21 protein-coding genes are annotated in these 20893 nt (G+C 65.4%); 9 read left to right on the top strand and 12 right to left on the bottom strand.

What is annotated here, in order from left to right:
• Window positions 1-196, top strand: a 196-nt coding sequence (locus I2H31_RS08095; RefSeq protein WP_196292476.1) for a hypothetical protein, incomplete at its 5' end; no start/stop codon positions are given.
• Between the two features lie 268 nt (window positions 197-464).
• Window positions 465-881 (top strand): hypothetical protein, encoded by a 417-nt coding sequence (locus I2H31_RS08090; protein ID WP_196292475.1) that lies wholly within the window; start codon window positions 465-467, stop codon window positions 879-881.
• Window positions 882-960: 79 nt separating this feature from the next.
• Here the strand turns inward: I2H31_RS08090 and I2H31_RS08085 are convergent, their stop codons facing one another.
• The gene (locus I2H31_RS08085; protein WP_196292474.1) at window positions 961-1653 is read right to left on the bottom strand and encodes an outer membrane beta-barrel protein; all 693 of its coding nucleotides are present in this window, start codon (window positions 1651-1653) and stop codon (window positions 961-963) included.
• Window positions 1654-1971: 318 nt separating this feature from the next.
• On the opposite strand from I2H31_RS08085, the gene I2H31_RS08080 reads away from it, so the two are divergent.
• From I2H31_RS08080 to I2H31_RS08070, 3 genes are all read left to right on the top strand, one after another.
• The gene (locus I2H31_RS08080; RefSeq protein ID WP_196292473.1) at window positions 1972-2688 is read left to right on the top strand and encodes a hypothetical protein; all 717 of its coding nucleotides are present in this window, start codon (window positions 1972-1974) and stop codon (window positions 2686-2688) included.
• A 123-nt stretch (window positions 2689-2811) separates the two neighbouring features.
• Window positions 2812-3927, top strand: a complete 1116-nt coding sequence (locus I2H31_RS08075; RefSeq protein WP_196292472.1) for a sensor histidine kinase — start codon at window positions 2812-2814, stop codon at window positions 3925-3927.
• 137 nt (window positions 3928-4064) lie between these two features.
• Window positions 4065-4868, top strand: a complete 804-nt coding sequence (locus tag I2H31_RS08070) for a LytR/AlgR family response regulator transcription factor (protein ID WP_196292471.1) — start codon at window positions 4065-4067, stop codon at window positions 4866-4868.
• A gap of 130 nt (window positions 4869-4998) precedes the next feature.
• On the opposite strand, the gene I2H31_RS08065 is transcribed toward I2H31_RS08070, so the two are convergent.
• The 7 genes from I2H31_RS08065 to I2H31_RS08035 all read right to left on the bottom strand — a co-directional run bounded on the left by I2H31_RS08065 (window position 4999) and on the right by I2H31_RS08035 (window position 10571).
• On the bottom strand, window positions 4999-5583 hold the full coding sequence (locus I2H31_RS08065; RefSeq protein ID WP_196292470.1) for a Uma2 family endonuclease: 585 nt from the start codon (window positions 5581-5583) through the stop codon (window positions 4999-5001).
• Window positions 5584-5757: 174 nt separating this feature from the next.
• Window positions 5758-6555, bottom strand: a complete 798-nt coding sequence (locus I2H31_RS08060; protein WP_196292469.1) for a LytR/AlgR family response regulator transcription factor — start codon at window positions 6553-6555, stop codon at window positions 5758-5760.
• On the bottom strand, window positions 6552-7610 hold the full coding sequence (locus I2H31_RS08055; protein ID WP_196292468.1) for a sensor histidine kinase: 1059 nt from the start codon (window positions 7608-7610) through the stop codon (window positions 6552-6554). Before I2H31_RS08055 ends, I2H31_RS08060 begins: the two co-directional genes overlap by 4 nt.
• A gap of 9 nt (window positions 7611-7619) precedes the next feature.
• Window positions 7620-8465: an alpha/beta fold hydrolase gene (locus I2H31_RS08050; RefSeq protein ID WP_196292467.1), complete on the bottom strand. Its 846-nt coding sequence runs from the start codon at window positions 8463-8465 to the stop codon at window positions 7620-7622.
• 165 nt (window positions 8466-8630) lie between these two features.
• The gene (locus I2H31_RS08045; protein ID WP_196292466.1) at window positions 8631-9485 is read right to left on the bottom strand and encodes a hypothetical protein; all 855 of its coding nucleotides are present in this window, start codon (window positions 9483-9485) and stop codon (window positions 8631-8633) included.
• Between the two features lie 126 nt (window positions 9486-9611).
• On the bottom strand, window positions 9612-10097 hold the full coding sequence (locus I2H31_RS08040) for a DUF1772 domain-containing protein (protein ID WP_196292465.1): 486 nt from the start codon (window positions 10095-10097) through the stop codon (window positions 9612-9614).
• A gap of 15 nt (window positions 10098-10112) precedes the next feature.
• Window positions 10113-10571, bottom strand: a complete 459-nt coding sequence (locus tag I2H31_RS08035; protein ID WP_196292464.1) for an ABA4-like family protein — start codon at window positions 10569-10571, stop codon at window positions 10113-10115.
• Window positions 10572-10897: 326 nt separating this feature from the next.
• Between I2H31_RS08035 and I2H31_RS08030 the strand changes: the two genes are divergently transcribed.
• The 3 genes from I2H31_RS08030 to I2H31_RS08020 all read left to right on the top strand — a co-directional run bounded on the left by I2H31_RS08030 (window position 10898) and on the right by I2H31_RS08020 (window position 14806).
• Window positions 10898-12307 (top strand): TlpA family protein disulfide reductase, encoded by a 1410-nt coding sequence (locus tag I2H31_RS08030; protein ID WP_196292463.1) that lies wholly within the window; start codon window positions 10898-10900, stop codon window positions 12305-12307.
• 190 nt (window positions 12308-12497) lie between these two features.
• Window positions 12498-13985 (top strand): TlpA family protein disulfide reductase, encoded by a 1488-nt coding sequence (locus I2H31_RS08025; RefSeq protein ID WP_196292462.1) that lies wholly within the window; start codon window positions 12498-12500, stop codon window positions 13983-13985.
• 119 nt (window positions 13986-14104) lie between these two features.
• Window positions 14105-14806, top strand: coding sequence for a hypothetical protein (locus I2H31_RS08020; RefSeq protein ID WP_196292461.1), 702 nt, complete (start codon window positions 14105-14107; stop codon window positions 14804-14806).
• A 707-nt stretch (window positions 14807-15513) separates the two neighbouring features.
• Here I2H31_RS08020 and I2H31_RS08015 read toward each other — a convergent pair.
• The 4 genes from I2H31_RS08015 to I2H31_RS08000 all read right to left on the bottom strand — a co-directional run bounded on the left by I2H31_RS08015 (window position 15514) and on the right by I2H31_RS08000 (window position 20498).
• A complete protein-coding gene (locus I2H31_RS08015) occupies window positions 15514-17598 on the bottom strand; it encodes a dipeptidyl peptidase 3 (protein ID WP_230687532.1) in 2085 nt (694 codons plus the stop codon).
• A 110-nt stretch (window positions 17599-17708) separates the two neighbouring features.
• Window positions 17709-18563, bottom strand: a complete 855-nt coding sequence (locus tag I2H31_RS08010) for a DUF481 domain-containing protein (RefSeq protein WP_196292460.1) — start codon at window positions 18561-18563, stop codon at window positions 17709-17711.
• Between the two features lie 80 nt (window positions 18564-18643).
• Window positions 18644-19747 (bottom strand): AMP-binding protein, encoded by a 1104-nt coding sequence (locus I2H31_RS08005; protein ID WP_196292459.1) that lies wholly within the window; start codon window positions 19745-19747, stop codon window positions 18644-18646.
• Between the two features lie 55 nt (window positions 19748-19802).
• Window positions 19803-20498 carry a spermidine synthase gene (locus I2H31_RS08000; protein ID WP_196292458.1) on the bottom strand — a complete coding sequence of 232 codons (696 nt, stop codon included), beginning with the start codon at window positions 20496-20498 and terminating at the stop codon, window positions 19803-19805.
• Window positions 20499-20623: 125 nt separating this feature from the next.
• On the opposite strand from I2H31_RS08000, the gene I2H31_RS07995 reads away from it, so the two are divergent.
• Window positions 20624-20812 carry a hypothetical protein gene (locus tag I2H31_RS07995; RefSeq protein ID WP_196292457.1) on the top strand — a complete coding sequence of 63 codons (189 nt, stop codon included), beginning with the start codon at window positions 20624-20626 and terminating at the stop codon, window positions 20810-20812.
• The last annotated feature ends 81 nt before the right edge of the window (window positions 20813-20893 follow it).

The following is a 20893-nucleotide window of genomic DNA, read 5'->3' as shown; positions in this document are numbered from 1 at the left end:
CGTAGTTCAGCGCGTAGCTGAGCAGGCCCGCCAGCACGCCCGCCAGCACGGCCCGGCCCAGCGCCCCGGCCCACCCCTGCCCCTGGCCCTGCCGCCCGAGGCGCTGGCCGAGTGGCACCTGGGGCAGCAGCGGGCGCTGGCGCTGGAGGGGGAGGCCGCCGCGCTCGGGGCGCTGCTGGGGGAAGGGGAGGGGTAAAAAGGAACGGCTGTCATCCTGAGCGCAGCGAAGGACCTTCTCACTATGGAACGGTAAAGTTCTTTGGTGAGAAGGTCCTTCGCTGCGCTCAGGATGACAGCCGTTCCATGCCTTCTTGCTTTTATACGCTCCCGCCTTAAGTCCGCCCGCCCCAAACTGGGAAACAAGCACCGCTTTTGTCCTTTGTTGGGAATGGCTTTGTGGGACTTACGTGGCCTGCTACATTTGAATTCAACCATTTTTATTCCCACTCCAACCCCATACCCCAATGGCAAACCTGAACCTGCTCACCACCAAAGCCGAGTGCGACCAAGCCTTGATTGGCCTCACCAAAGAACGAGGCGCCTACGCGCACCGCGACTCCAACGACGCGTACGCCGACGGGGTGGCCACCGACCGGGCCACCACCGTGGCCGCCCAACTCGCCAAAGCCACCGCCGACGTGGCCCGCTACACCACCGACGTGGCCCGCCCCGGCCTCACGCCGGTCGAGCTGCGCACGGCCAAGCGCGCCCTCATCAACGCCACGTCGCGGCGCGACAACCTGCAGCTCAGCAGCGAAGCCACCACCGGCCCCACGGCCTTCCTCGCCGAAGTGGACGACGACCAGGTCGACGGCCAACTGGCGGTCCTCGACAAGGCCATTCAGGACGTGACGGCCCACAAAGACACCCTATCCAGCTAAGCGCCTTGCTGCGCTCAGATTCGAAAAACGGCCGTCCCAGTCAGGGGCGGCCGTTTTTATTGTCCTGGCAGCCCCGGGGCTACTTCCCCAGCCGGTAGCGCACGCCCAGGGCGGCGCTGCCCGTGTACTGGTCGAAGGTATCGGAGCGGCGCAGGTCGTAGTTGGTGGTGAGGTCGAGGTTGAGGGCGAAGCGCGGGCTCAGGCGGTAGCCCAGGCCCACGCCGGCGGTCAGGAGCAGGTCGTTCATGGTGCCGCGGGTTTCAAAGGGAACCGACTGGAGGGTGCCGGAGAGGTTATCGCCCTCGAAGCCCCGCGAGTAAAAGCTGCGGTGCACCCACGTGAGGCCGCCCAGCGCCTGGGCCTGAAAGCGGTGGGCTGGCTGGCGCGTGAGGCCGTAGCGGGCCAGCGCCGTGACCGAAGTGGTGCGCCCGGTGGTCGTGTTGCTATACTGATAATAGGCCGGGGCCACGCCGCTGGTGTTAAAATAGTAGCTGTCGTAGGCGTAGCGGGTGGTGCGGACGCTGTAGGCCACGCCCAGCTCCAGGGCCAGGCGGGGGCGCAGCTGGTAGCCGCCGCTCAGCTGCACCGGCACCCGGAAGCCGCTGTCGCCCGAGCGCCAGCTGGCCAGGTTCTGGAAGTTGCTGTGGTAGGCGGCCAGGCCCACGTAACATCTGGACGCGGTGGTTTGGGCGGGCTCGGCGGTTTGGGCGTGGCTCAGGCTGGGGGCTGCCAGCAGCAGGCCTCCGAGGGCCAGGCGTAGGGGAGAGGGCACGGAAGTAGGGATTGGGAGTAAGGAATTGACGGAAAGATGCCCCTTAACGGGCCAGGGGTTGCAAGCGTATGGCGGGCCGTCGATTTTTTATGCCGGTGCGCGCCCGTCATGTCTCGACCAGCTCGACATGACTGTTCTTTTTAATGCGGCTTGGTCGCGCCGGCCACGCCGCACAAGCGGCCGCCGCGTCGTCGGCACCCCGCGCCGCTTCATCCGGCGCAAATGACGCTTCGGCAACGGGGATTTCCGGGCGGGCAGGGGCGGGGCCACCTTTGAATCATCAATCACGCAAACGATTCATCCCAACCCCCGCTCCCCATGAAAACCGCATTTCTGACCCTCGCCCTCGCCCTTGCCGCCTCCTTCGCCGCCACGGCCCAAACCCAACCCGCGACGACGCCCGCCGCCCCGGCCATCACCGCCCCCGCCGATGCCTACACGGCCCTGCTGGCCGCCACCATTGCCGAGCAAAACACGGCCGACAAAGCCGCCCTGCCCGCCACCATTGCCAAGCTGGAGCGCGCCGCCAGCGCCCGGCCCACCGACTGGCTGCCCCGCTACTACCAGGCCCGCGGCTACCTGAAGCTGGCCTTCGGCGGCGCCGACAGCGACCAGGCCGACAAGCTCCTCGACCAGGCCGAAGCCGCCCTGGCCCAGGCCCAGAAGCTGCCCGGCGCCGACCAGGCCGAAATCCTGGTGCTACGCGCCTACATCTACCAGGGCCGCATTCAGGCCGCGCCCATGACGCGTGGCCCCGTGTACACCGGCCGCGTGCACGAGGCGCTGGAGCAAGCCCTCAAGCTCAGCCCCGACAACCCGCGCGCCTACCTTGTGCTGGCCAACGACGCCTACTTCCGGCCCGCCATGTTCGGCGGCGGGGCCGAAAAAGCCAAGCCGCTCTACGAAAAGTCGAAGGCCCTGTTTGCCACCTTCAAGCCCGCCACGGCCCTGAGCCCGAGCTGGGGCGAAGGCAACGCCACCGCCACCCTGGCCCGCATCAACGGCGAAGCAGCCGGCACGGCGGCGGTGAAGTAGCACTACAGGAGAGCGAATAGAAATAAAGAGCGGTCATGCTGAACTGGCGTTTGCGCAGTCGAAGCATGACCGTTCTGGTGCTCTGGCAGCTGCCTTCCAATTAGCCTCTTTCCCCTTACTTTGATGCCGACTTCGTTTCCCTCTCTGTTCGTGGCCCAGTCCGATTCCGCTTCGCCCTTCACCGACGGCTACCTGCCGCGCCCGCGCTCCGGCATGGGGTGGTGGAAGGCCCTGCGGGTGCTGCTGCTGGTGGCGACGGTGCTCACGGTGGTGCTCAACCCCGCCTCGCTCACCGACGTGCCGCGGCTGGTCATCACCTTCGTCATCACGCTGGCTTACAGCGGCGGGCTGTGGTTTGTGAACGGCTTCGCGGTGGACTGGCTCAACGGCCGCATCTCGTGGGCCGAGCGCCCCCTGCGCCGCCTGCTGGCCACGCTGGCGGTGTGCGTGGTGGGCTCGGTGGCCGTCATTTTGCTCATTCAGGCCGGCTTTCTGCTGCTGGTGACGCACGAGCCGCTGGCCAACCTGTGGCGCCCCGCCATGTACGGGCAGGTGCTGGTGCCGCTGGGGGTCACGCTCATCATCACCTTGTTCAACCACAGCCGTTCGTTTTTTCTGAGCTGGCGCGAAGCCGCCGTGCGCGCCGAGCGCGCCGAAAAGGAAACCGCCGTGGCCCGGCTCGACTCCCTGCGCCGGCAGGTGGACCCGCATTTTCTGTTCAATTCGCTGAACGCGCTGACGAGTCTGGTGGAGGAAAACGACCCGCCGCGGGCCGTGCGCTTCATCCGGCAGCTCTCGCAGGTGTACCGCTACGTGCTCGACAGCGAAAGCCAGGAGCTGGTGCCGCTGGCCGACGAGGTGCGCTTTGCCGAAAGCTATTTGTACCTGCAGAAAACCCGCCTCGGCGACGCCCTGGCCGTGGAAATGAACTTGTCGCCCGCCGCCCTCAGTGCCTACTTCGTGCCCCCGCTGGCCCTGCAGCTGCTGCTCGAAAACGTCATCAAGCACAACACCGCCTTCCAGGCCGACCCCCTGCGCGTGGCCGTGACCCTGGACCCAACTGCCCACACCCTCACCGTGCGCAACACCCTGCGCCCGCGCCGCCTCGCGCCGGGCGAGGCCTCCGGCCAGGGCCTGAAAAACCTGGCCGCCCGCTACGCTTTCCTCACCGACAAACCCGTGGCAATGGGGGAAGCAGCGGGAGAATTCGTGGTTTCTTTGCCGCTGCTGACGCTGTAATCGCACAAAGCCTGTTGAACGTCATGCCGAGCGCAGCGAAGCATCTTTACCGCAGCAGTAAATGAGTAGTGGTGGCGGTAAAGATGCTTCGCTGCGCTCGGCATGACGGTTATTAAATCATCCGCAAGCAATATTCTATGCCTCTCCGCGCCCTCATCGTCGAAGACGAACCCCTGGCTGCCCGCCGGCTGGCCGACCTGCTGGCCCGCCAGCCCGAGCCCGTGCAGGTCCTCGGCACGGCCGAGTCGGTGAGCCAGGCCGTGGCCCTGCTCCAAAGCACCCAGCCCGCGCCCGACGTGCTGTTTCTTGACATTCACCTGGCCGATGGCCTCAGTTTTGAGATTTTCGAGCAAACGGCGGTGCGCTGCCCGGTCATCTTCACCACCGCCTACGACCAGTACGCGCTGCAAGCCTTCAAGGTGAACAGCGTGGATTATTTGCTGAAGCCCATTGACGAAGAGGAGCTAGCCGCTGCCCTGCGCAAGCTGCGCGAGCGGCTGCCCGCCGCCCAGCCCGCCGCGCCTGCCGCCGCCTTCGACCCCGCGCTGCTGGCCCAGCTGGTGCAGCAGATGCAGCAGGGCGCGCCGCCCGCCGCCAGCTACAAGTCGCAGTTTGTGGTGCGCGTGGGCGAGCACCTGAAAGTGGTGCCCGTCGACCAGATTGCCTACTTCTTCAGCCTCGAAAAAGCCACCTTCCTGCAAACCACTGAGGGCCGCAAGTTCGTGGTCGACTACACCATGGACCAGCTCGAAGGCCTGCTGGACCCGCGCCGCTTCTTCCGCCTCAACCGCGCCTACCTGGCCCAGCAGTCGGCCATTCAGGACATCATCCACTACACCAATTCCCGCCTGCAAACCGTGCTGAAACCCGCCGCGCCCGACGCCCAGGTGCTGGTGAGCCGCGAGAAGGTGAACGTGTTCAAGAGCTGGCTGGACCGGTAGGGCTGGCGGGATAAACCTGTCATCCTGAGCGTAGCGAAGGACCTTACCCGTTCGCATCGTCTCAATTACTGCCAACCGTTCTTTGGTGAGAAGGTCCTTCGCTGCGCTCAGGATGACAGGTGGTAGTGTTCTAGTTCATCCGCAGGCGGCGCAGCTCCAGCTTGAAGCCAGGCAGCAGCGGCCCGGCCACCAGGTCCTGGTCGAAGCCCACGACGGGGCGCACGGGCTGGCCGGGCTCGAAAATGTACACCGACTCGGTGCCGGGCGCGATGAGCCAGCCCAGCCGGGCGCCAGCTGCGAGCCAGTGCTCCAGCTTGCGCATGGTGTCGGTGAGGCGGTCGGTGGGCGAGAGCAGTTCCACCACAAAATCGGGGCAGATGCGGGCGAAGCCGCGGCGGTTTTCCGGGGCGAGGGCGTCCCAATGTTCCTGCGCTATCCAGCTGGCATCGGGCGAGAGCATGGCCCCGGTGTCGAGCGTGAATCCGGCGGAAGAATCAAACACAATGCCGCTGGCGTTTTGGCGGTTCCAATGCGACAACTGGTAATTCAATTCGCTGTTGGCAGCACCGGTTTCGGAGTTGGTGGGAGGCATGATGGTGATTTGGTGGTCGGCGTCGCGCTCGATGCGCTGGTCGCGGTTGTCCAGGCAGAACTGGTAGAACTCTTCGTCGCTGAGGCGTTCAAGCACGGGGCTCTTCAGTTTAATCGCAGTCATAGCAAAGGGAGGAATTAGACCAACAAGATACGCCGAAACGGACCCTACTGTGCCGGGCGGCGCTCCTCCTCGGCGCCGGTGCGGCGGCGGGAGGGGGCGGTAGCTTTGTCGTTGCCGAAGCGCCAGTCGCTGGGTGGTTTGGCGCTGGCCCTTCTTGAGGTTGACTCACAGCCGCTAGCCTTCCAGCCAGGCTTTCACGGCGGGGGCTTTCTCGCGGCTCACCAGCACTTCCTCGGGGGCGGCGGGGTGCAGCTCCACCAGCAGCTTGCCGTTGAAGTGGGGGTGCAGGCGGCGCACGGCCGGCAGCTGGGCAATCACCTGGCGGTTGAGGCGGAAGAACTGAGCCGGGTCGAGCAGGCTTTCGAGCTGCTCCAGGGTGTAGTCGAGCACGAAGCGGCGGCCGTCGGTGGCCACCAGCGTCACGGTTTCGTTGCGGCTCAGAAACCAGGCCGCTTCCGCCACCGGCAGCGGCAGCAGCTGCTCGCCCTGCCGCACCAGAAACCGCGTTTTGTAGGGCCGGCCGGGGCGGGGGAGGGCGTCGAGCAAATGCTCGATGGAGTTAAGAGCTGAGGTCGCTACTGAATTACCCCTTACCTCTTCACTTTTAACTCTTAAATCCCCCCACTGGCGCAGCTTGGCCAGGGCCGCCTGCAGTTCCGCCAGCTTCACGGGCTTCAGCAAATACGCCACGCTGTTGGCCTGGAAAGCCCGGATGGCATACGCGTCAAACGCCGTGGTGAAGATGACCGGGCTGGGCACCACGGCCTGCTCCCAGATTTCCAGGCTGAGGCCGTCGGCCAGCTGAATGTCGCTGAGGATGAGGTCGGGGGCCGGATTGGCGGCCAGCCAGGCCAGGGCGCTGCTCACGGTGTCGAGCACGGCCAGCACCTGCGCTTCGGGCGCGGCCTGGGTCAGCAGCCGTTGCAGGCGCTCGGCGGCGGGGTACTCGTCTTCGAGCAGCAGAATGTTCATGGCAGGCGGGGGACGGAGGCGGGCAGCAGCGGCAATTCTACCACAAATTTCCCGGCGGCGCGGCTGGCTTCTACGGGCCGGGCCGCGCCGAGCAGGGCGTAGCGACGGCGCACGTTATCGAGGCCGGTGCCGGTGCCGGGGGCCAGCCCGGCCGTGCGCGGCCGCAGCGTGTTTTCAACCAGCAGCCTATCGGCGTCGTCGTTGGCTTGCAGGCGCAGGTGCAGGGGGTGCTCGCGCGAGGCCACGTTGTGCTTCAGTGCGTTTTCTACTAGCAGCTGCACGCTAAGGGGCGCCACGTGCCGGGCCAGCGCGGCGGGCGCCACGGCCATTTCCACCACCAGGTTCTGCCGAAAACGGGCCTTGTGCAGTTCCAGATAGGTTTCGACGAAGGCCAGTTCCTCGGCCAGCGGCACGGTGGCGCGGCCCTGAGCCAGCAGCACGTAGCGGTACACGTCGGCCAGCTGCTCCACAAACTGCTGGGCGGGCGCGTTGTCCGGCTCGATGAGAGCGGCCAGCGTGTTCAGGTTATTGAACAGGAAATGCGGGTCGAGCTGGTTTTGCAGCGCGTCGAGCTGGGCTTGGGTGGCGGCCTGGGTTAGCTGGTCGGCGCGGCGCAGGTTGGCGGTCCACTGCTCGAAGAAATACATGGACTCGTAGAGCGTGAGCACCACCCCGGTGGGCAGCAGGCTAAACCGCGCCTCGCGCAGCAGCTGCCCCGGCTCCATGGAAAAGAAGTCGGGCAGCAACGCGCACAGCGGGAGCGTGAGCACCACCGTGGCGGCCGAGGTCGTCGCCACGGCCAGGCCGGCCAGGGTCCAGAGGCGGCGCGGCGTCTGCTCGGGGCTGGGGAAGCGGCGCAGCAGCCAGCCCCACAGCTGCCGGGTGCACAGCCAGTAGCCGGTGGTGAAATACAGCGAAATGAGCCAGTGCACCAGCACCAGGGGCCACCGGCCGTAGGGCCCGCTGGGCAGGTTGAAGGCCGTGATGACCAAACTCAGCAGCGGAATGCCCCCCAGCACAAAGCGGCGGTCGCGCAAAGACGGAGAAGCAAGCATGGGCAGCAGTTAGCGAACGGCGGGCAGGGCGGCCACAAAGGTGCGCACGGCGGCCTGGGTTTGCGCGGGCTGCTCCTGCAGCAGGTTGTGCCGGCCCGGCAGCAGCAGCACCCGTTGCCGCGGAAACCGAAACGCCTGGTAGGCGCGCGGCCCCGCCGTGAAGTCGTCATGCCCGGCCAGCACCAGCACCGGCATCGGCAACTGGGCCGTGGCCGGGGCGTAGTCCTGGCCGTAATCCGCAAAATCGAAAACGTGGGCGGCAAAGTCGTGGTTGCCCGGCGACTGCCGCACCACGCGGGCGGCGCGGGCCGCGGCCGTATCGGAGGCGTATTGCAGCTGGTAAGCCAGCTGTTGCTGGCCCAGGGCCTGCATCACGGCACCGAAGCGCTGGGGCAGCGGCGCGGTGGCGGGCAGCGCCGGGCGGGCCGCGGCCGGCAGCAGGCTGTCGCCGTAATGCACCATGCTGGCCAGCGAGGCCGTGGGGTTCAGCACGGCGTTCACCAGAATGAGCCCGCTCACGCGGCTGGGGTAGCGCTGGGCGTAGGCCGTGGCGATGACGCCGCCAAAGGAATGGGCCAGCAGTGTCCACTGCGGCAGGTTTAGGCGTTGGCGCAGCTCTTCCAGGTCCTGCACCTGGCGGGCCAGCCCGTAGGCCCGGCGCGGCGAGCTGGCCGAGCGGCCGCTGCCCCGCTGGTCGAGGTAGATGAGCTGCAACTGGCTTTCCAGGGCCTGGGCTCCGAGGTGCTCCAAGCCGTAGCTACCCGCGCCGGGGCCGCCGTGCACCACCAGGCAGGGCCGCCCGCGGCCCGCTATTTTCACAAACAGCTCCACCGAATCGGAGGTGAGAAAGCGCATTTCCCCGGCCGGAAGCACCGGGCCCGCCTTGCGTCCCTGGGCCGCCACCGGCTGCCCGCAAACTACCCCAAGCAACAGCAGCAAAGCCGCCCGCAAAACGGTCAAAAATCCTTTGGCAGACATAAAACAACCAGCTAAAAAGCGTGAAAAAGAAGCCCTGATTTGTTACGCGGCCCACAGCGGCCGCCCCGCCATGGCCAGCGCAAACAAGCCCGCCACGGCCCCGGCATACAGCGCGGCCCCGGCCCAGGTGAGCAGCGCGGCGCGGCGCGGCTGCCAGCGGCTCAGGGCCCAGCCCAGCAGCGGCAGGGCTTGCAGGGCGTGCATGCCCAGGAAGTGGGCCGTGCGCAGGTCGCCGGCGCGGGTGCTCCAGCCCAGCCCGGGCAGGCCGGGGCCGCCGTCGGGCGCGCCCACCGTGTGCTGCAGGTTGTGAATCATCATGCCGCCCAGCACGCTGCCCACCAGGAAAACCACCAAGCCCAGGCGCATGCCCCACACGTAGCCGGCCGGCCCGTGCGGCCGGTGCCGCCAGGTCAGGTATATCGCCCAGACGGTCATGGCCGTGTTCAGGGCAATGAAAAGGCCCATCAGGGTGAACAGCACCTCGTTGAAAACCGTGCTGGCGTTGTAGTGCGAGGTGGTGCCGCGCGCCGCCTGAAAAAAGATGACGCCCTGCTCCACCAGCATGCTGGCCGCCACGCCCCGGCTGATGCGCCGCACGCTGCGCTGCACCCCAGCCGGCAAGTCGGCCAGCAGCCAGCCCAGCGTCCAGGCGTAGGCGATGATGGAGAGCGAGAACTTCAGCGGCTTCACCCACACCAGCGTGCCCGTCACGAGGCGGTGGTCGAAGGGCAGCAGCGCCAGGGCCAGCGCGGCCAGCCCCACGTTCAGCCAGCCCGTCCAGGACAGCACGGGGTTCACGCGGTGCAGCACACTCAGGGCCGTGCGCAGCGACGAAGTGGCGGACGAGGAGGCCGCAGCCGTTGAGAAAATGGAAACCGGAAGCAGGGCAGTTTTCATGAGATACGAAAAGCGGAAAGGTGAAATGATTGGGCGATGAATCGGGCGAATAGTCCGGCCTTTGCGCATGCCGGGGCCGGCCACGGGCGGTGGCCCGGCACGCTTCGGCTGGTTTCGGGAGCGGCCTCAGCTGCTGAGCGGCAGCAGGGAGAAGGCGCGCAAGGCGGCCAGCCAGGCCAGCAGGTTGAGGGCCAGGCGCAAGTAGTTCAGGCGCCGCCACCAGGCTATCAGCCGGCTGGTGGCGGCGGGTTGGCGGGCGTCGGCGCGCTGCAGGCGCAGGGCGGTGGGAATGAAAAAGCCGAACGTGCCAATTCTTTCCAGCAGCGTGAGCAGCGCGGCGGCCAGCCACCAGTCGTGCAGCGGGGGCGAGGCCAGCCCGGCGGCGGCCAGGTTGGCCAGCGTCAGGAGGGTGAGGGGCAGCGTCGTGACCATGCCCCAGAAGCGGCGGCCCGTGTCGGTGGCGCGCATGGCCTCGCCGTTCACCGCGTAGCCGGTGGCCGTGCGGCTGAACCATTGGGGCAGCACGATGCGCGTTTCAAACAGCCCGGCGCCGGTGGCCACGCCCAGGTTCAGCACAAACAACCACAGCAGGATTTCTGAAATAAGAGCCATTGGGTGCGGCAGGACTCAGGTGGTCAATGATGAAACAGCCGCCTGCGCCGGCAGCGGGTAGCGCTGCCGAATGCCGAAGTACAGCAGCAGCCCCACCGGCCCAAACAGGAAGGTGAGCAACAGGCACGGCACCAGCAGCCAGTGCGGCACGCCGCGCGGCTGGGCGTCGCGCAGCTCCCAGGCCCCGGTCCACAGGTCGAAGCAGAGGTAGTGCACCCAGCCCGCCAGCAGCGCCCACGGGTCGCGAAACAGCGCCGCCACCTCGGCCAGCGAGCCAAAGCCGCCCTCGCCGCCGTGCGGCCCCAGGTAGTGCGCCGTGATGAGCGCCGCATACGTAGCGGCCAGCAGCAGAGGCAGGACGCCGCCCAGCACCAGGGCGCGGGTGCCGCGCCAGCGCGGGGCCAGCACCAGCAGCGCCCAGCCGATGAGGGCCACGGGATTGACGAGTTGAAACGCGGAATCGGGAGTGAGCATAGCGGTTGGTACTGGTTACGGGTTTCTCGTTGCTGATTTCTCGTTCTTGGTCTTTTGCCAACCAGCAACCAGAACATCAGGAGCTGGCCGTTGCTGCGGAAACTTCGCGGCCGCTTGCGTGACGGCACTAGAATAACTGGTTCAAACTTACGTTTTCGCGGGACCGGCCGCCAGACCTACCGGGGCGAAGCGACAAATTCGACGGGGCGAAGCGGCGGGGGCGGCGGGCGAAGCAACCAATTGCGAAGAGCCGGATTCTTACCTTTCCACACCCGAGTTTTCACGCCATGCCTAGCCTTATGCTGCTTTCACTACCTGCGCTTGCTTTGAGCGCGGCGCTACGCCTGCTGCCCGCCGCCGCGCCCACGCCCCCCACCGCCGCCGTGCTCAGCGGCCACCTCGACCACGCCCCGGCCGGCGACTCGGTTCGGCTCGAATACCACAAGCACCTCTACCACCAACGGGTGCGGGCGGTGCTCAGCCCCGCCGGCGATTTCAGAATGACGGTGCCGGATTTGAAAGGCATTACGGGCATTACGTTTTCCTATGCCGGCCAGCGCACCAGCCTCTACCTCGCGCCCGGCAACGATGTGCACATGACCCTCGATTTCCCGCGCTTCGACGAAACCCTGCACTACACCGGGCGCGGCGCCAATGCCAGCAACTACATGGCGCAGGCGCTGTGGAAATTCGAGTTTGACCCGTCCCGTCCCGGAGCAAACCCTGCGTCCACGGCCCAGCCCACGCCCGCCCAGCTGCGCCAGGAGGTCGATGACGACCACCGGGCCCGCCGCAGCTTTCTGGCCACCTTCGCCCAGGCCCACCCGCTGCCCGCCGGTTTTGTGCGCGAGCGCACCCTCGACATCGACCTGACCTGGGCCAGCCGCCTGCTCCTGTATGCCGGCTACCGCACCACGCAGGACTCCGTACTGCCGGTCACGTACTTCGATTTTCTGCAGCAGCTGCCCCTGAAAAACTTTGACCAGTACCTCGGCGACCGGGGCCTCAACGGCAACATGGCCGTGATGAACTTTCTAACCAACTACGGCAACCGCCTCGTCCTCACCCTGGGCAAACTCAGCACCGACCCGGGCCTGGCCCGTCGCTACTACGCCCAGGCCCGGGCCGATTTCGGGCCCAGCACGGCCGCCCGCGACCGGGCGATGTACCAGCTCTACAGCTGGAAGCTTGATTCCGACCTCGACGGCGTGCTGGCCGCGTACCCCACTTTCCGCGTCGAAAACCACGACTCCACCATGGCCCGCGACCTGCGCACGCTCATCGGCCGGCAGCTGGCCGTGCGGGTGGGCCGGCCCGCGCCGGCTTTCGCACTGCTGAATAACGAGGGCAAAAAAGTGACGCTGGACGAGCTGCGCGGCAAGGTCCTCTACCTCGATTTCTGGGGAACGTGGTGCGGCCCGTGCATGAAAGAAATGCCCGCCAGCAACGAGTTGAAGAAGAAATTTAAAGGCCGCGACGTGGCCTTTGTCTACATCTCGGTGGGCGATAAAGCCGACAAGTGGCAGCAGGTGCTGGCCGCCGAGCACCTCACCAGCCCCGCCAGCGTCCACCTGCGCAGCCCCGAGGGCGACGACGTGGCCAGCCGCTACCAGGTGACGGGCTACCCCACTTACTGGCTCATCGGGCGCGACGGCCGCATTATTACCCGCAGCGCCCCGCGCCCCAGCAGCGGCGCCGAAGCCGTGGCCGCCATCAACGCCGCGTTGGGAAAATAAGCCGCCGGGCGTCATCGTTTCACGGCATCGGCCTCGCGCGACAAGTCATCAGATAGCCACGGTGTTTCGGACGGCGCAGGGGCGGGGAAAAGGTGACGAAGAAACCTGCGAGGCGGGGCCTCGTTGCCAAAGTAGGTTTGGTAATGGGCCTGGATTACATTTACGAAACCCTATTAATCTGACTTACAGTATGGCGTTTCCGTTACGATTCCTGGCCCGTTTGCTTCGCTTGATGGTGCTGGTGGTGCCGCTGGCTGGTGGGTTTTCTTCGGCCCGGGCCACCACCGTTGTGAGCGGCCACGTCACGCACCCCCAGGGCAAGACAGTGGCCATCTCCTACGGCCTGGAACCGCTTTCCTGGCGGCCGCTGCACCGGGTAGTGGCGCGCCTCGATGCGAAAGGCGATTTCACGGTGACCTTGCCCGGCCTGACGGCGCCCACCGAAGGCGAGTTTGCGCACGGCGAGGAAACCAGCCGGCTGTTTCTCACACCCGGCGACCACCTGCGCCTCACAATTGACCCCACGAAGTTCGACGAAACCATTCGCTTCACCGGCACCGGGGCCAATGCCAACAACTTCCTGGCCCAAAGCTACCTGCGCTTCGATGACGACGACAAGTACCTGGCCTCGCCGCTTTCGGCCGTGACGATGACCACGGCCATGCCCGCCCAGATGCAGGCCCGCATAGCCGCCTTTCAGAAAAAACGGCTGGCGTTTCTCAAAACCTACGCCGCCACGCACCCGCTCCCGGCCGTGTTTCGGGCCTATGCGCGCCAGCACGCCGCCTTCGAGGCCGCCGATAACCTGCTCACCTACCCCATCATTCGGGAGTTCATGAAGCAGCAAACGCCCAAGGGCGAAGCGGTGCCCGCCAACCTCAGCGCCGCGCTGCCGGCCAACTACTACGCCCCGCTGGCCGCCCTGCGCCCGGCCCAGGATTCGGCCCTGGCCATGAGCAACGGCAAGCTCATCGCCTTCCTCGACAGCTACGCGGCCAATAAGTTCGAGCCCAACGACAGCATTCCCACCGGCCACGAGCTGTATGCCCGGGCCACGCGGCAGTTTGGCGAAGGCCCGGTGCGCGACCTGGCCGTGGCCAAGTACCTCACCAACCTGCTCGCCGAGCACGACGCCTCCCAGGCCACGCCCTTGCTGGCCGCTTTCCGGCAGCTCAACCGCGACTCGGCCTACGCGCGCGCGATTCGCGACACCTACCAGAAAAACCTGAAAGTCTCGGCGGGCGCGCCGGCCCCGGCCTTCGTGGCGCAGGACGCCGCCGGCAAACCGGTGACCCTGGCCGATTTCAGAGGCAAGGTGGTGTACGTCGATTTCTGGGCCAGCTGGTGCGGGCCGTGCCTGGCCGAAATGCCGGCCAGCACCGTGCTCAAAAAGCAGTTTGAGGGCAAAGACGTGGTGTTCCTCTACCTGTCCGTCGACGCTGACGTCGCCGCCTGGAAAAAAGCCCTGGCCAAGCACCCCCTGGCCAGCCCCAACAGCGTGCACGCCCGGGTGCCAGGCCACGACTTCGACGGCCCCGTGCAGGCCGCCTACCTCATCAATGCCATCCCACGCTATTACCTCATCGGGCGCGACGGCCGCATCCTCGACGGCCACGCCGGGCGCCCGAGTGCGGGCGAGGCCACCGTGGCCGCCCTCAACGCCGCCTTGGCAAAATAAACCTGTTGCTAAAGTATCTGGTTGAATGAAACGTCTGCCGGGCAGTGCCCGCCGGCCTGTTTTGGCCGGTTGCGACCTTGCTACAACTTCGGCGGGGCCGGGCCGTACTTCGTTTCGCTATGGTTTGGTTGTTGCGCGTTGTGTTGTGGGGAGGGCTGCTGTGGCCCGCGGTGGGCTGGGCCCAGGCGCGGGCGCCCGCCGAGCGCGACACCGTGGTGGGCCGCAAACTGGTGCCCCGCCTGCCGCGCAACCGCTTCGTGGTGCAGTACGACTCGCGCTATTCCATCATCAACCACCACCTCACCACCATTAACGGGCTGAAGCTGGGCCTGGAGTTCAAGAGCCGCTTCCGCACCGGGGCGGCCATCTACTTCCTCAGCACCGGCGTGCCCACCCGCCAGGCCAAGCCCGACAACGCCGCCGAAGACGCCGACGCCCAGCTCCGTTTCCGCTACCTGGCGGCCTACGCCGGCTACGTGCTGCTCGAAAAGCCCCGCTGGGAGCTCAGCGCCAACCTGCAGCTCGGCCTCGGCTCGGTCTACGTCCTTTACGAAGCCGACGACGGCGACCTTGACAAAACCCCGCGCGACTTCCTGGGCGTGGTGGAGCCGGCTTTCGCGGCCCAGTACCGGCTGCTGCACTGGGCCGGCTTTGGCACGGGCATCGGGTGGCGGCAGCCCACCTTCGTGCCCGTCGCCGTGCAAAAAGAGCTCAACGGCCCCGTGTTCTACCTGCGCGCCAACGTGTTTTTGGGCGAATTGGTGAAGGTGCTGAAGCAGAAAGACCCTCTTTTTTCGCAGGAGGGCCTGCGGCGCGAATAACGTTGTCGCTGCCCACTGAGTCCGAATTTCATGAGTCGATAGAAGTCAGTTGCAACGCTTCAGCAACCTGCCGAGTCGAGATGACAAACAGGACGCCCTTAATTAGGCGTTAGTGGCACACGGGTTTGGTGTTCACGATGTCCGTAATATTCTACAAACTTGAGTTAGGAATACTACCGTTTAGCTGAACTGCTTTTCCTATTTGCAGTAAAGCTTCTTTCTTCGTTACTGATGAAAACGTCACTGATGATAAGCTATGCGGTCCTACTGCTCTTGATAGGCGTCTCAACACTTTTAGTGATGACCGTTGGTAACCATGGCCATTTGATGTTTAGACCTCACATGCGGGAAGATTGGTGGCTCTGGGGTACAGTAGCTGTTTCAGGGCTTGGCGGGGCCCTGATGCTTGCAGCCTTTCGGCGTCGGCTCTAAGGCCTTAGGGGCTATTATGTTAAGTATACTAGTAGAACTTATTGGCTCCTTTGCTTGAACAAGCACTGGCAAGCCCTGCCAGCTATTTCGCGGGCCAGTGGAAGTGCATCAAACTCGTTTACAAATCAAAGTTTATGAAATGCCCAGGGGAGATGAGTTTCGTAAACTCCTGCGGCAAGCGGTTTTTTAGTAATGTGACAGGCCGATTGGCAAACAAAAGCCGCGCCTCCCAACGGGAAGCGCCGCTTTGGTTTGTAGGTTAGCTCACCACCGCACTAGTTGTAGTTCGGCAGGGTGCGGTATTTTTGGCCGTATTCCAGCATCTGCTGGGCAAAATTGGTGGGATACTCCACCTTCACGTCGGTAATCGCGCCGCTTTTGCTCATCACCGGCACCAGCTTGGGCTGAATGAAGCCCTGGTACGGCGCGATGTTGAGCTTGCGGTAGCGTTCCAGCACTTCTTTGTGTAAGGCCTGGTCGACCTGCACGCCGTAGGTTTCGATGAGGTTTTTGCCGGCCGCGTAGTCGCCTTCGCTCGTGATGCGCTGCAACTCGCGCAGCAGCTCGCCAAACAGCGTGCGCAGCTTAGCGTAGTCGTTGATTTTCACGTAGGTTTTGCCGTTTTCCTGCACCATTTCCACCACCTTGTCGGCCTTGCCGTGCTCCAGCACCCACTTGGACACCATCTGGCGGTTGCGCATGTGGGCTTCTTCCACGGTTTCGCCGGGCTGCAGGCGCGTGAGCTGCGTGATGAGGCCGTTGCGCAAGTAGCTGTCGTACTCGGCCTTGGCCACGTCGGGCGAGTTCACCACCCCGATTTCCTGCAGCTTGGCATCGGGCAGGTAGTACAGCGCCACCAGGTCGGCGCGGCCTTCTTCCAGGGCCGAGGCGTAGCTTTTCAGGGTTTCCTTGGTGGTGCCCACGCCGGGGTTTATCTGGCCCGAGGCGTGCCCGATGACTTCGTGCATGTCGGTGTGCAGCTTGCCGGCCAGCGCGCCGTATTGGCGGGCGCGGGCTTTTTCTTCGGCCGTGCGGGCAAACTCGTCGAGCGAGCCCGAGGTGGCGCTGGCCACGTCGTAGGCTTCCACGATGTTGCCCAGGTTCACCGACTTCGAGCCGTGGGCGGCCCGAATCCAGGTGGCGTTGGGCAGGTTGATGCCGATGGGCGTGTTCGGGGCCGCGTCGCCCGACTCCACCACCACGGTAATCACCTTGGCCGTGATGCCCACCACGTTTTTCTTCTTGTGCTGGGGCAGAATGGTTGAATGGTCCTCAAACCACTGCGCCTGGTCGCCGATGGCCTTGATGCGCTTGGTGGCTTCCAAATCCTTGAACGACACCACCGACTCGTAGCTGGCGCGGTAGCCCAGCGGGTCGGCGTACACCTCAATAAAGCCGTTCACCACGTCCACCAGCGACTTCGTGTCCTGCACCCAGGCAATGTTGTAGGCGTCCCAGGTCTTGAGGTCGCCGGTCTGGTAGAAGGCCACGAGCTTGGTCAGGGCGTCCTTCTGCTCGGGCGTTTCGGTCACGGTCAGGGCTTTGTTCAGCCAGTACACAATCTTGCCGATGGACGGGCCGTACATGCCCTGGCTGCTCCACACCCGCTCCTCAATCTGGCCGGCGCTGTTCTTCACCAGCTTGGAATTCAGGCCGTAGGAAATGGGCTTCGGGTCTTTCTTGTCGATTTTCTTGTCGTAGTACGCCTCGGCTTCGGCCTGCGTCACGCCCTCGTAAAAGTTGGTGGCCGAGGTTTGTATCAGGTCTTGCCCGGCCACCTGGTTCACCTTCTTCGGCGCCACGTTGGGGTCAAACATCACGGGCGTAATGAAAGCCAGAAACTTGTCCACGGTTTCGCCTTTTTCCAGGGGCAGGGTTTTGGGGTCGGCGGCGCGCACCAGGCCCGCGAAGTACGCCTGCGAGCACTCAGGCAGGAACTTGCGGGTGGAGTAGTGGTGGTGAATGCCGTTGGAAAACCACACGCGCTTGGCGTACACGGCCAGCTTCTGGGCGTCGGCGGCCGTGGCGCCGGTCAGCTTCTTTTGGTTGGCCGGCCACAGGGCTTCCAGGGTGCGGCGCACGCGCAGGTTGTGCTTGTAGTTCTGGTCGTAGATGATGTCGCGCCCGCTCAAGGCCGCCTCGTAGAGGTAATAGAGCAGCGTTTTCTGCTTGGCCGACAGCGTCTCGAAGCCGGGCACGCGGTAGCGCAGAATGCGCAGGTCGGCAAACTGCTCGCTCACGACTTTGAATTCGTCGCCGGGCGGGGTGGTCGTTTTCGCCGTCACGGGCGGATGAGTGGCGCCGTGCGCGGCCGAAAGGGAGCCCAGCAGCAGCGCCGCCGGCAAAAGCATACGTTTCATAGAAAAAAGGGAACTCAGGTGGGAAAATGCCTGGCAAAGCTAGCGCTTTGGCGAAATTCGGCCGGTTGCCGGGCGGGCCCGCGGAGCAGGTCGCGGGCCGGGCCGCCGCCTCATTTGCCCGAGCTGTAAGCAAAACCCACCGAAAGCGTGCCGTTGGCCCGGCTGCGGTCTTGCACTACCACGCTTTCGTAGGAAAAGGCGTACGCCAGGTTCAGGGCCAGGTGCTGGTACAGCTTGAAGGCCAGCACGGTGGAGCTGTTCAGGCGGTAGTCCCGGCCGGGGTCGCCGAGCGCGGGCTGGTAGAACAGCAGCGCCGACGCGCTAACCATACCCCGGCTCAGGCGCAGCTTCAGCCGCGTCGAGTTGCGGGTAGTGTGCCGCCGAAAAGGCTCTGCGGCGTCGTAGTAAGTGCTTTCATCCAGCAAAAAGGTGCTCAGGGCTACTTCGTTGGCCGTGGTGTCGGCGTAGAGTTGGCGGCCCACCCCGCCGCCCAGCACCCGGCGGTAGTCAATGGCGCGCAGGTTGCTGGTTTCGTATTCGGCCAGCGAGTAAACCTTCCACTTGCCCAGGCGGTAAGCGGGCGTGATGAGCAGCAGCAGCTCCTGCTCGCGCAGGGCCCCGGCCTGCCGGCCGTAGCTGTAGCTCGCGGCGGCCGGAAACAGCCAGCGCCCCGCCGCCAGGTTGCCGGTGTGGCTGGTGCTGAAGTAGACCCGCTCCACCGTGCCCGTGGTGAACAGGCCCGTCAGGGCCGCCGTGTAGCGCACCCCCGCGCCGTTCACGTTGTAGGTTTCAAACTCGGTGGACGGCAGCCCGGCCGGTGGGGGCGTGAGCCCGCCCGCGCGGTCGATAACCGTTGAATCGGGCGCGGCCGTGGCCGTAGAGTCGGTTTGGGCCCGCGCCGTGCCCCCCAGCGCCAGCAGCACCAGCAGGCACCCCCAAAATTCCAACCGCAGCCGCTGCATCATCTGAAATACGGCCGGCAATGAGGCCGGGCCGCTTCAAAACTAGCAGCTAAAGGCAGTTGCGCCCGCCCCGGCAGCAATGGCTACAGGCCGCGCAAGGTGGCGGCCCGGTCGAGCTTGCCCGAGGCCGTGGCGGCAAATTCGGTCACGTAGCGCAGCTGCCGGGGCTGCTCGTAGCGGCCCAGGCGCTCGGCCAGCAGGGCGTGCAGCTGCGTTTCCGCCGCCGCCGCCAGGGCCGGGCCTTCGATGAAGGCCGTCACGGCCTGGCCCAGGCGCTCGTCGGGCTGCCCGGCCACGAAGCAGCGCCGCGGCTGCCCGATTTCGGCCAGGGCCACGTCGAGCACCAACTCTACCTTCTCGGCCGGCACTTTCACGCCGCCGGAGTTTATCACAAAATCGGCCCGGCCCAGCCACTCAAACGTGTGGGCATCCAGCAAATTCACCCGGTCGTTGGTCACGATGAGTTGGTCGTCGGTCACGTCGCCGCGCAGGGTGAGGCAGCTGCGCTCGTCCTGCCCCGCCGCAATGCCGGTGAACACGCGAAACGTGTGGCTGGCGTCGGGCCCGTTGAGGCGGCGCAGGGCCACGTGCGAGCAGGTTTCGGTCATGCCATAGGTGAGGTACACCGGCACGCGCAGCGGCTGCAGCTCCTGTTGCAGCGCGGCATCGGCGGGCGCGCCGCCCACCAGCAGGGCCTTCATCCGGTTGAGGCGCGAAGCCAGGCCGGCCGCCAGCACGGTCTTGAGCTGCAGGGGCACGAAGGCGGCAAAATCAAATTCTGCCTCGGCATCCACGTATTCAAACGGGTTGGCGTGCGGCTCCACGATGGTCAGGTGCATGTTGCGTTCCAGGCCGCGCACCAGCATCATCATGCCGCCGATGTACTCGCAATTGAGGCAAACCAGGGCGCGGTCGCCGGGACCGAGGTCGAAGTAGTCGGCCGTGCGTCGGGCTGAGGCTTCGAGCTGCCGGCGGCGCAGCGTGATGGGGGTGGGCGTGCCCGTGCTGCCGGAGGTGGTGAGCCCGAATTCCTGGGTGCCCGTCAGCCACTGCCGCACAAAGTCCAGCGCCTTGGCTTCGTAGCCGTTCACGGGCGCATCGAGGTGGGCGGGGTATTGCTGGATGGCGGCGTAAGTGAATTCGCGGCCGTTGAGCAGGAGGGAGGTGGGCAGGGAGGGCGTCGTCATGGAGTAAAGCTACGCGGCGCGCCAGCCCAGCGTTGGGCGGCCGGCAGCGCGGCGCTCAAGGCCGGCTCGCAATCAAGAGAGTATTGGTGCGCTCCACGGCCGCAAATTCGCGCACGTGCAGGCCCAACCTTTCCAGCTCTGCTTGCACGGCGCCGGCCCCCGCCGCCGGGCCAATGGTGTTGAAGATGAGGTGCCCGGCGGGGCGCAACAGCCGGCAAGTGTCTTGCCAGAAATCAGCCGCTAAAAATTTGGCCGGCACCTGATTGTCAATGAATAAATCAACGATAATCAAATCAAACCGGGCCGGGTGGGTTTTGACAAATGTGAAAGCGTCGGCGCACACAATCTGCAGGTTTTCGGCCTCGATGATGCCGAACTCATCCCGGGCAATGCTTATCACCACCGGGTCGATGTCGACGGCCGTGATGTGGCCTTTGAAGCCAAAATCCAGCCGCAGCGTGGCCACGGCCGACCCGCCGCCCAGCCCCAGCAGCAGCACGCGGCCGAGGCCGGGTAAGCTCACCTGCGCCAGCCCAAATTTCAGGATGCGCTGCAGCGAGCCGTAGGAATAGTTCGCGTTCAGGCTATCGAGCACCTTGCGGCCGTTCGAGACGGTGATTTCCAGCTCACCGCTGAACTCGGACGTGATTTTGCGCGTGAAGGGAAAAAAGTAGCTGAGGAATTTCTGCGTCAGGGTCATGGCCGTCGCGAAGCTTTGCTGATAGAGCCGGAAGCGAAAAAAGGGTTGCAAACCAAAAGCAAACCGATTCCGCCGGCTGCAAAGTAAGGCCGAGCTTGCCCGCCGCCCCGAAAGAAAACGCTTGACTTTTCGGGGAAAAAACGGTAATATCGGTACCACATCCACCGCCTTCCGCCATGAACTCCCACCCGCAAGCTCCCACCTCCGCCGTGCCCGCTGCCGCGCCGCAGCCCCTGCCGGCCACCCCCGCCGAACAACAAGCCCGCGCCGAGGCCAAAGCCCTGAAAAAAGAGCGCAAGCACGAGCGGCTGCGCTTTTTCTACGGCTGGTGCGAGGGCTGCCGGGCCTTCGGTGAGGGCTTTTAACAGCTGGCCCGAGCTTCCGCCAACGCAAAACCCCGGCCCTGCGCGTGTTCGCAAAACCGGGGTTGGGCAAAGGCGCGCGGC

It is taken from the genome of Hymenobacter ruricola (assembly GCF_015694525.1).
Classification (GTDB): Bacteria; Bacteroidota; Bacteroidia; order Cytophagales; family Hymenobacteraceae; genus Hymenobacter; species Hymenobacter ruricola.
Note: the sequence above shows the minus strand (reverse complement) of the source record. Positions and strands in the feature narration are given on the sequence as shown.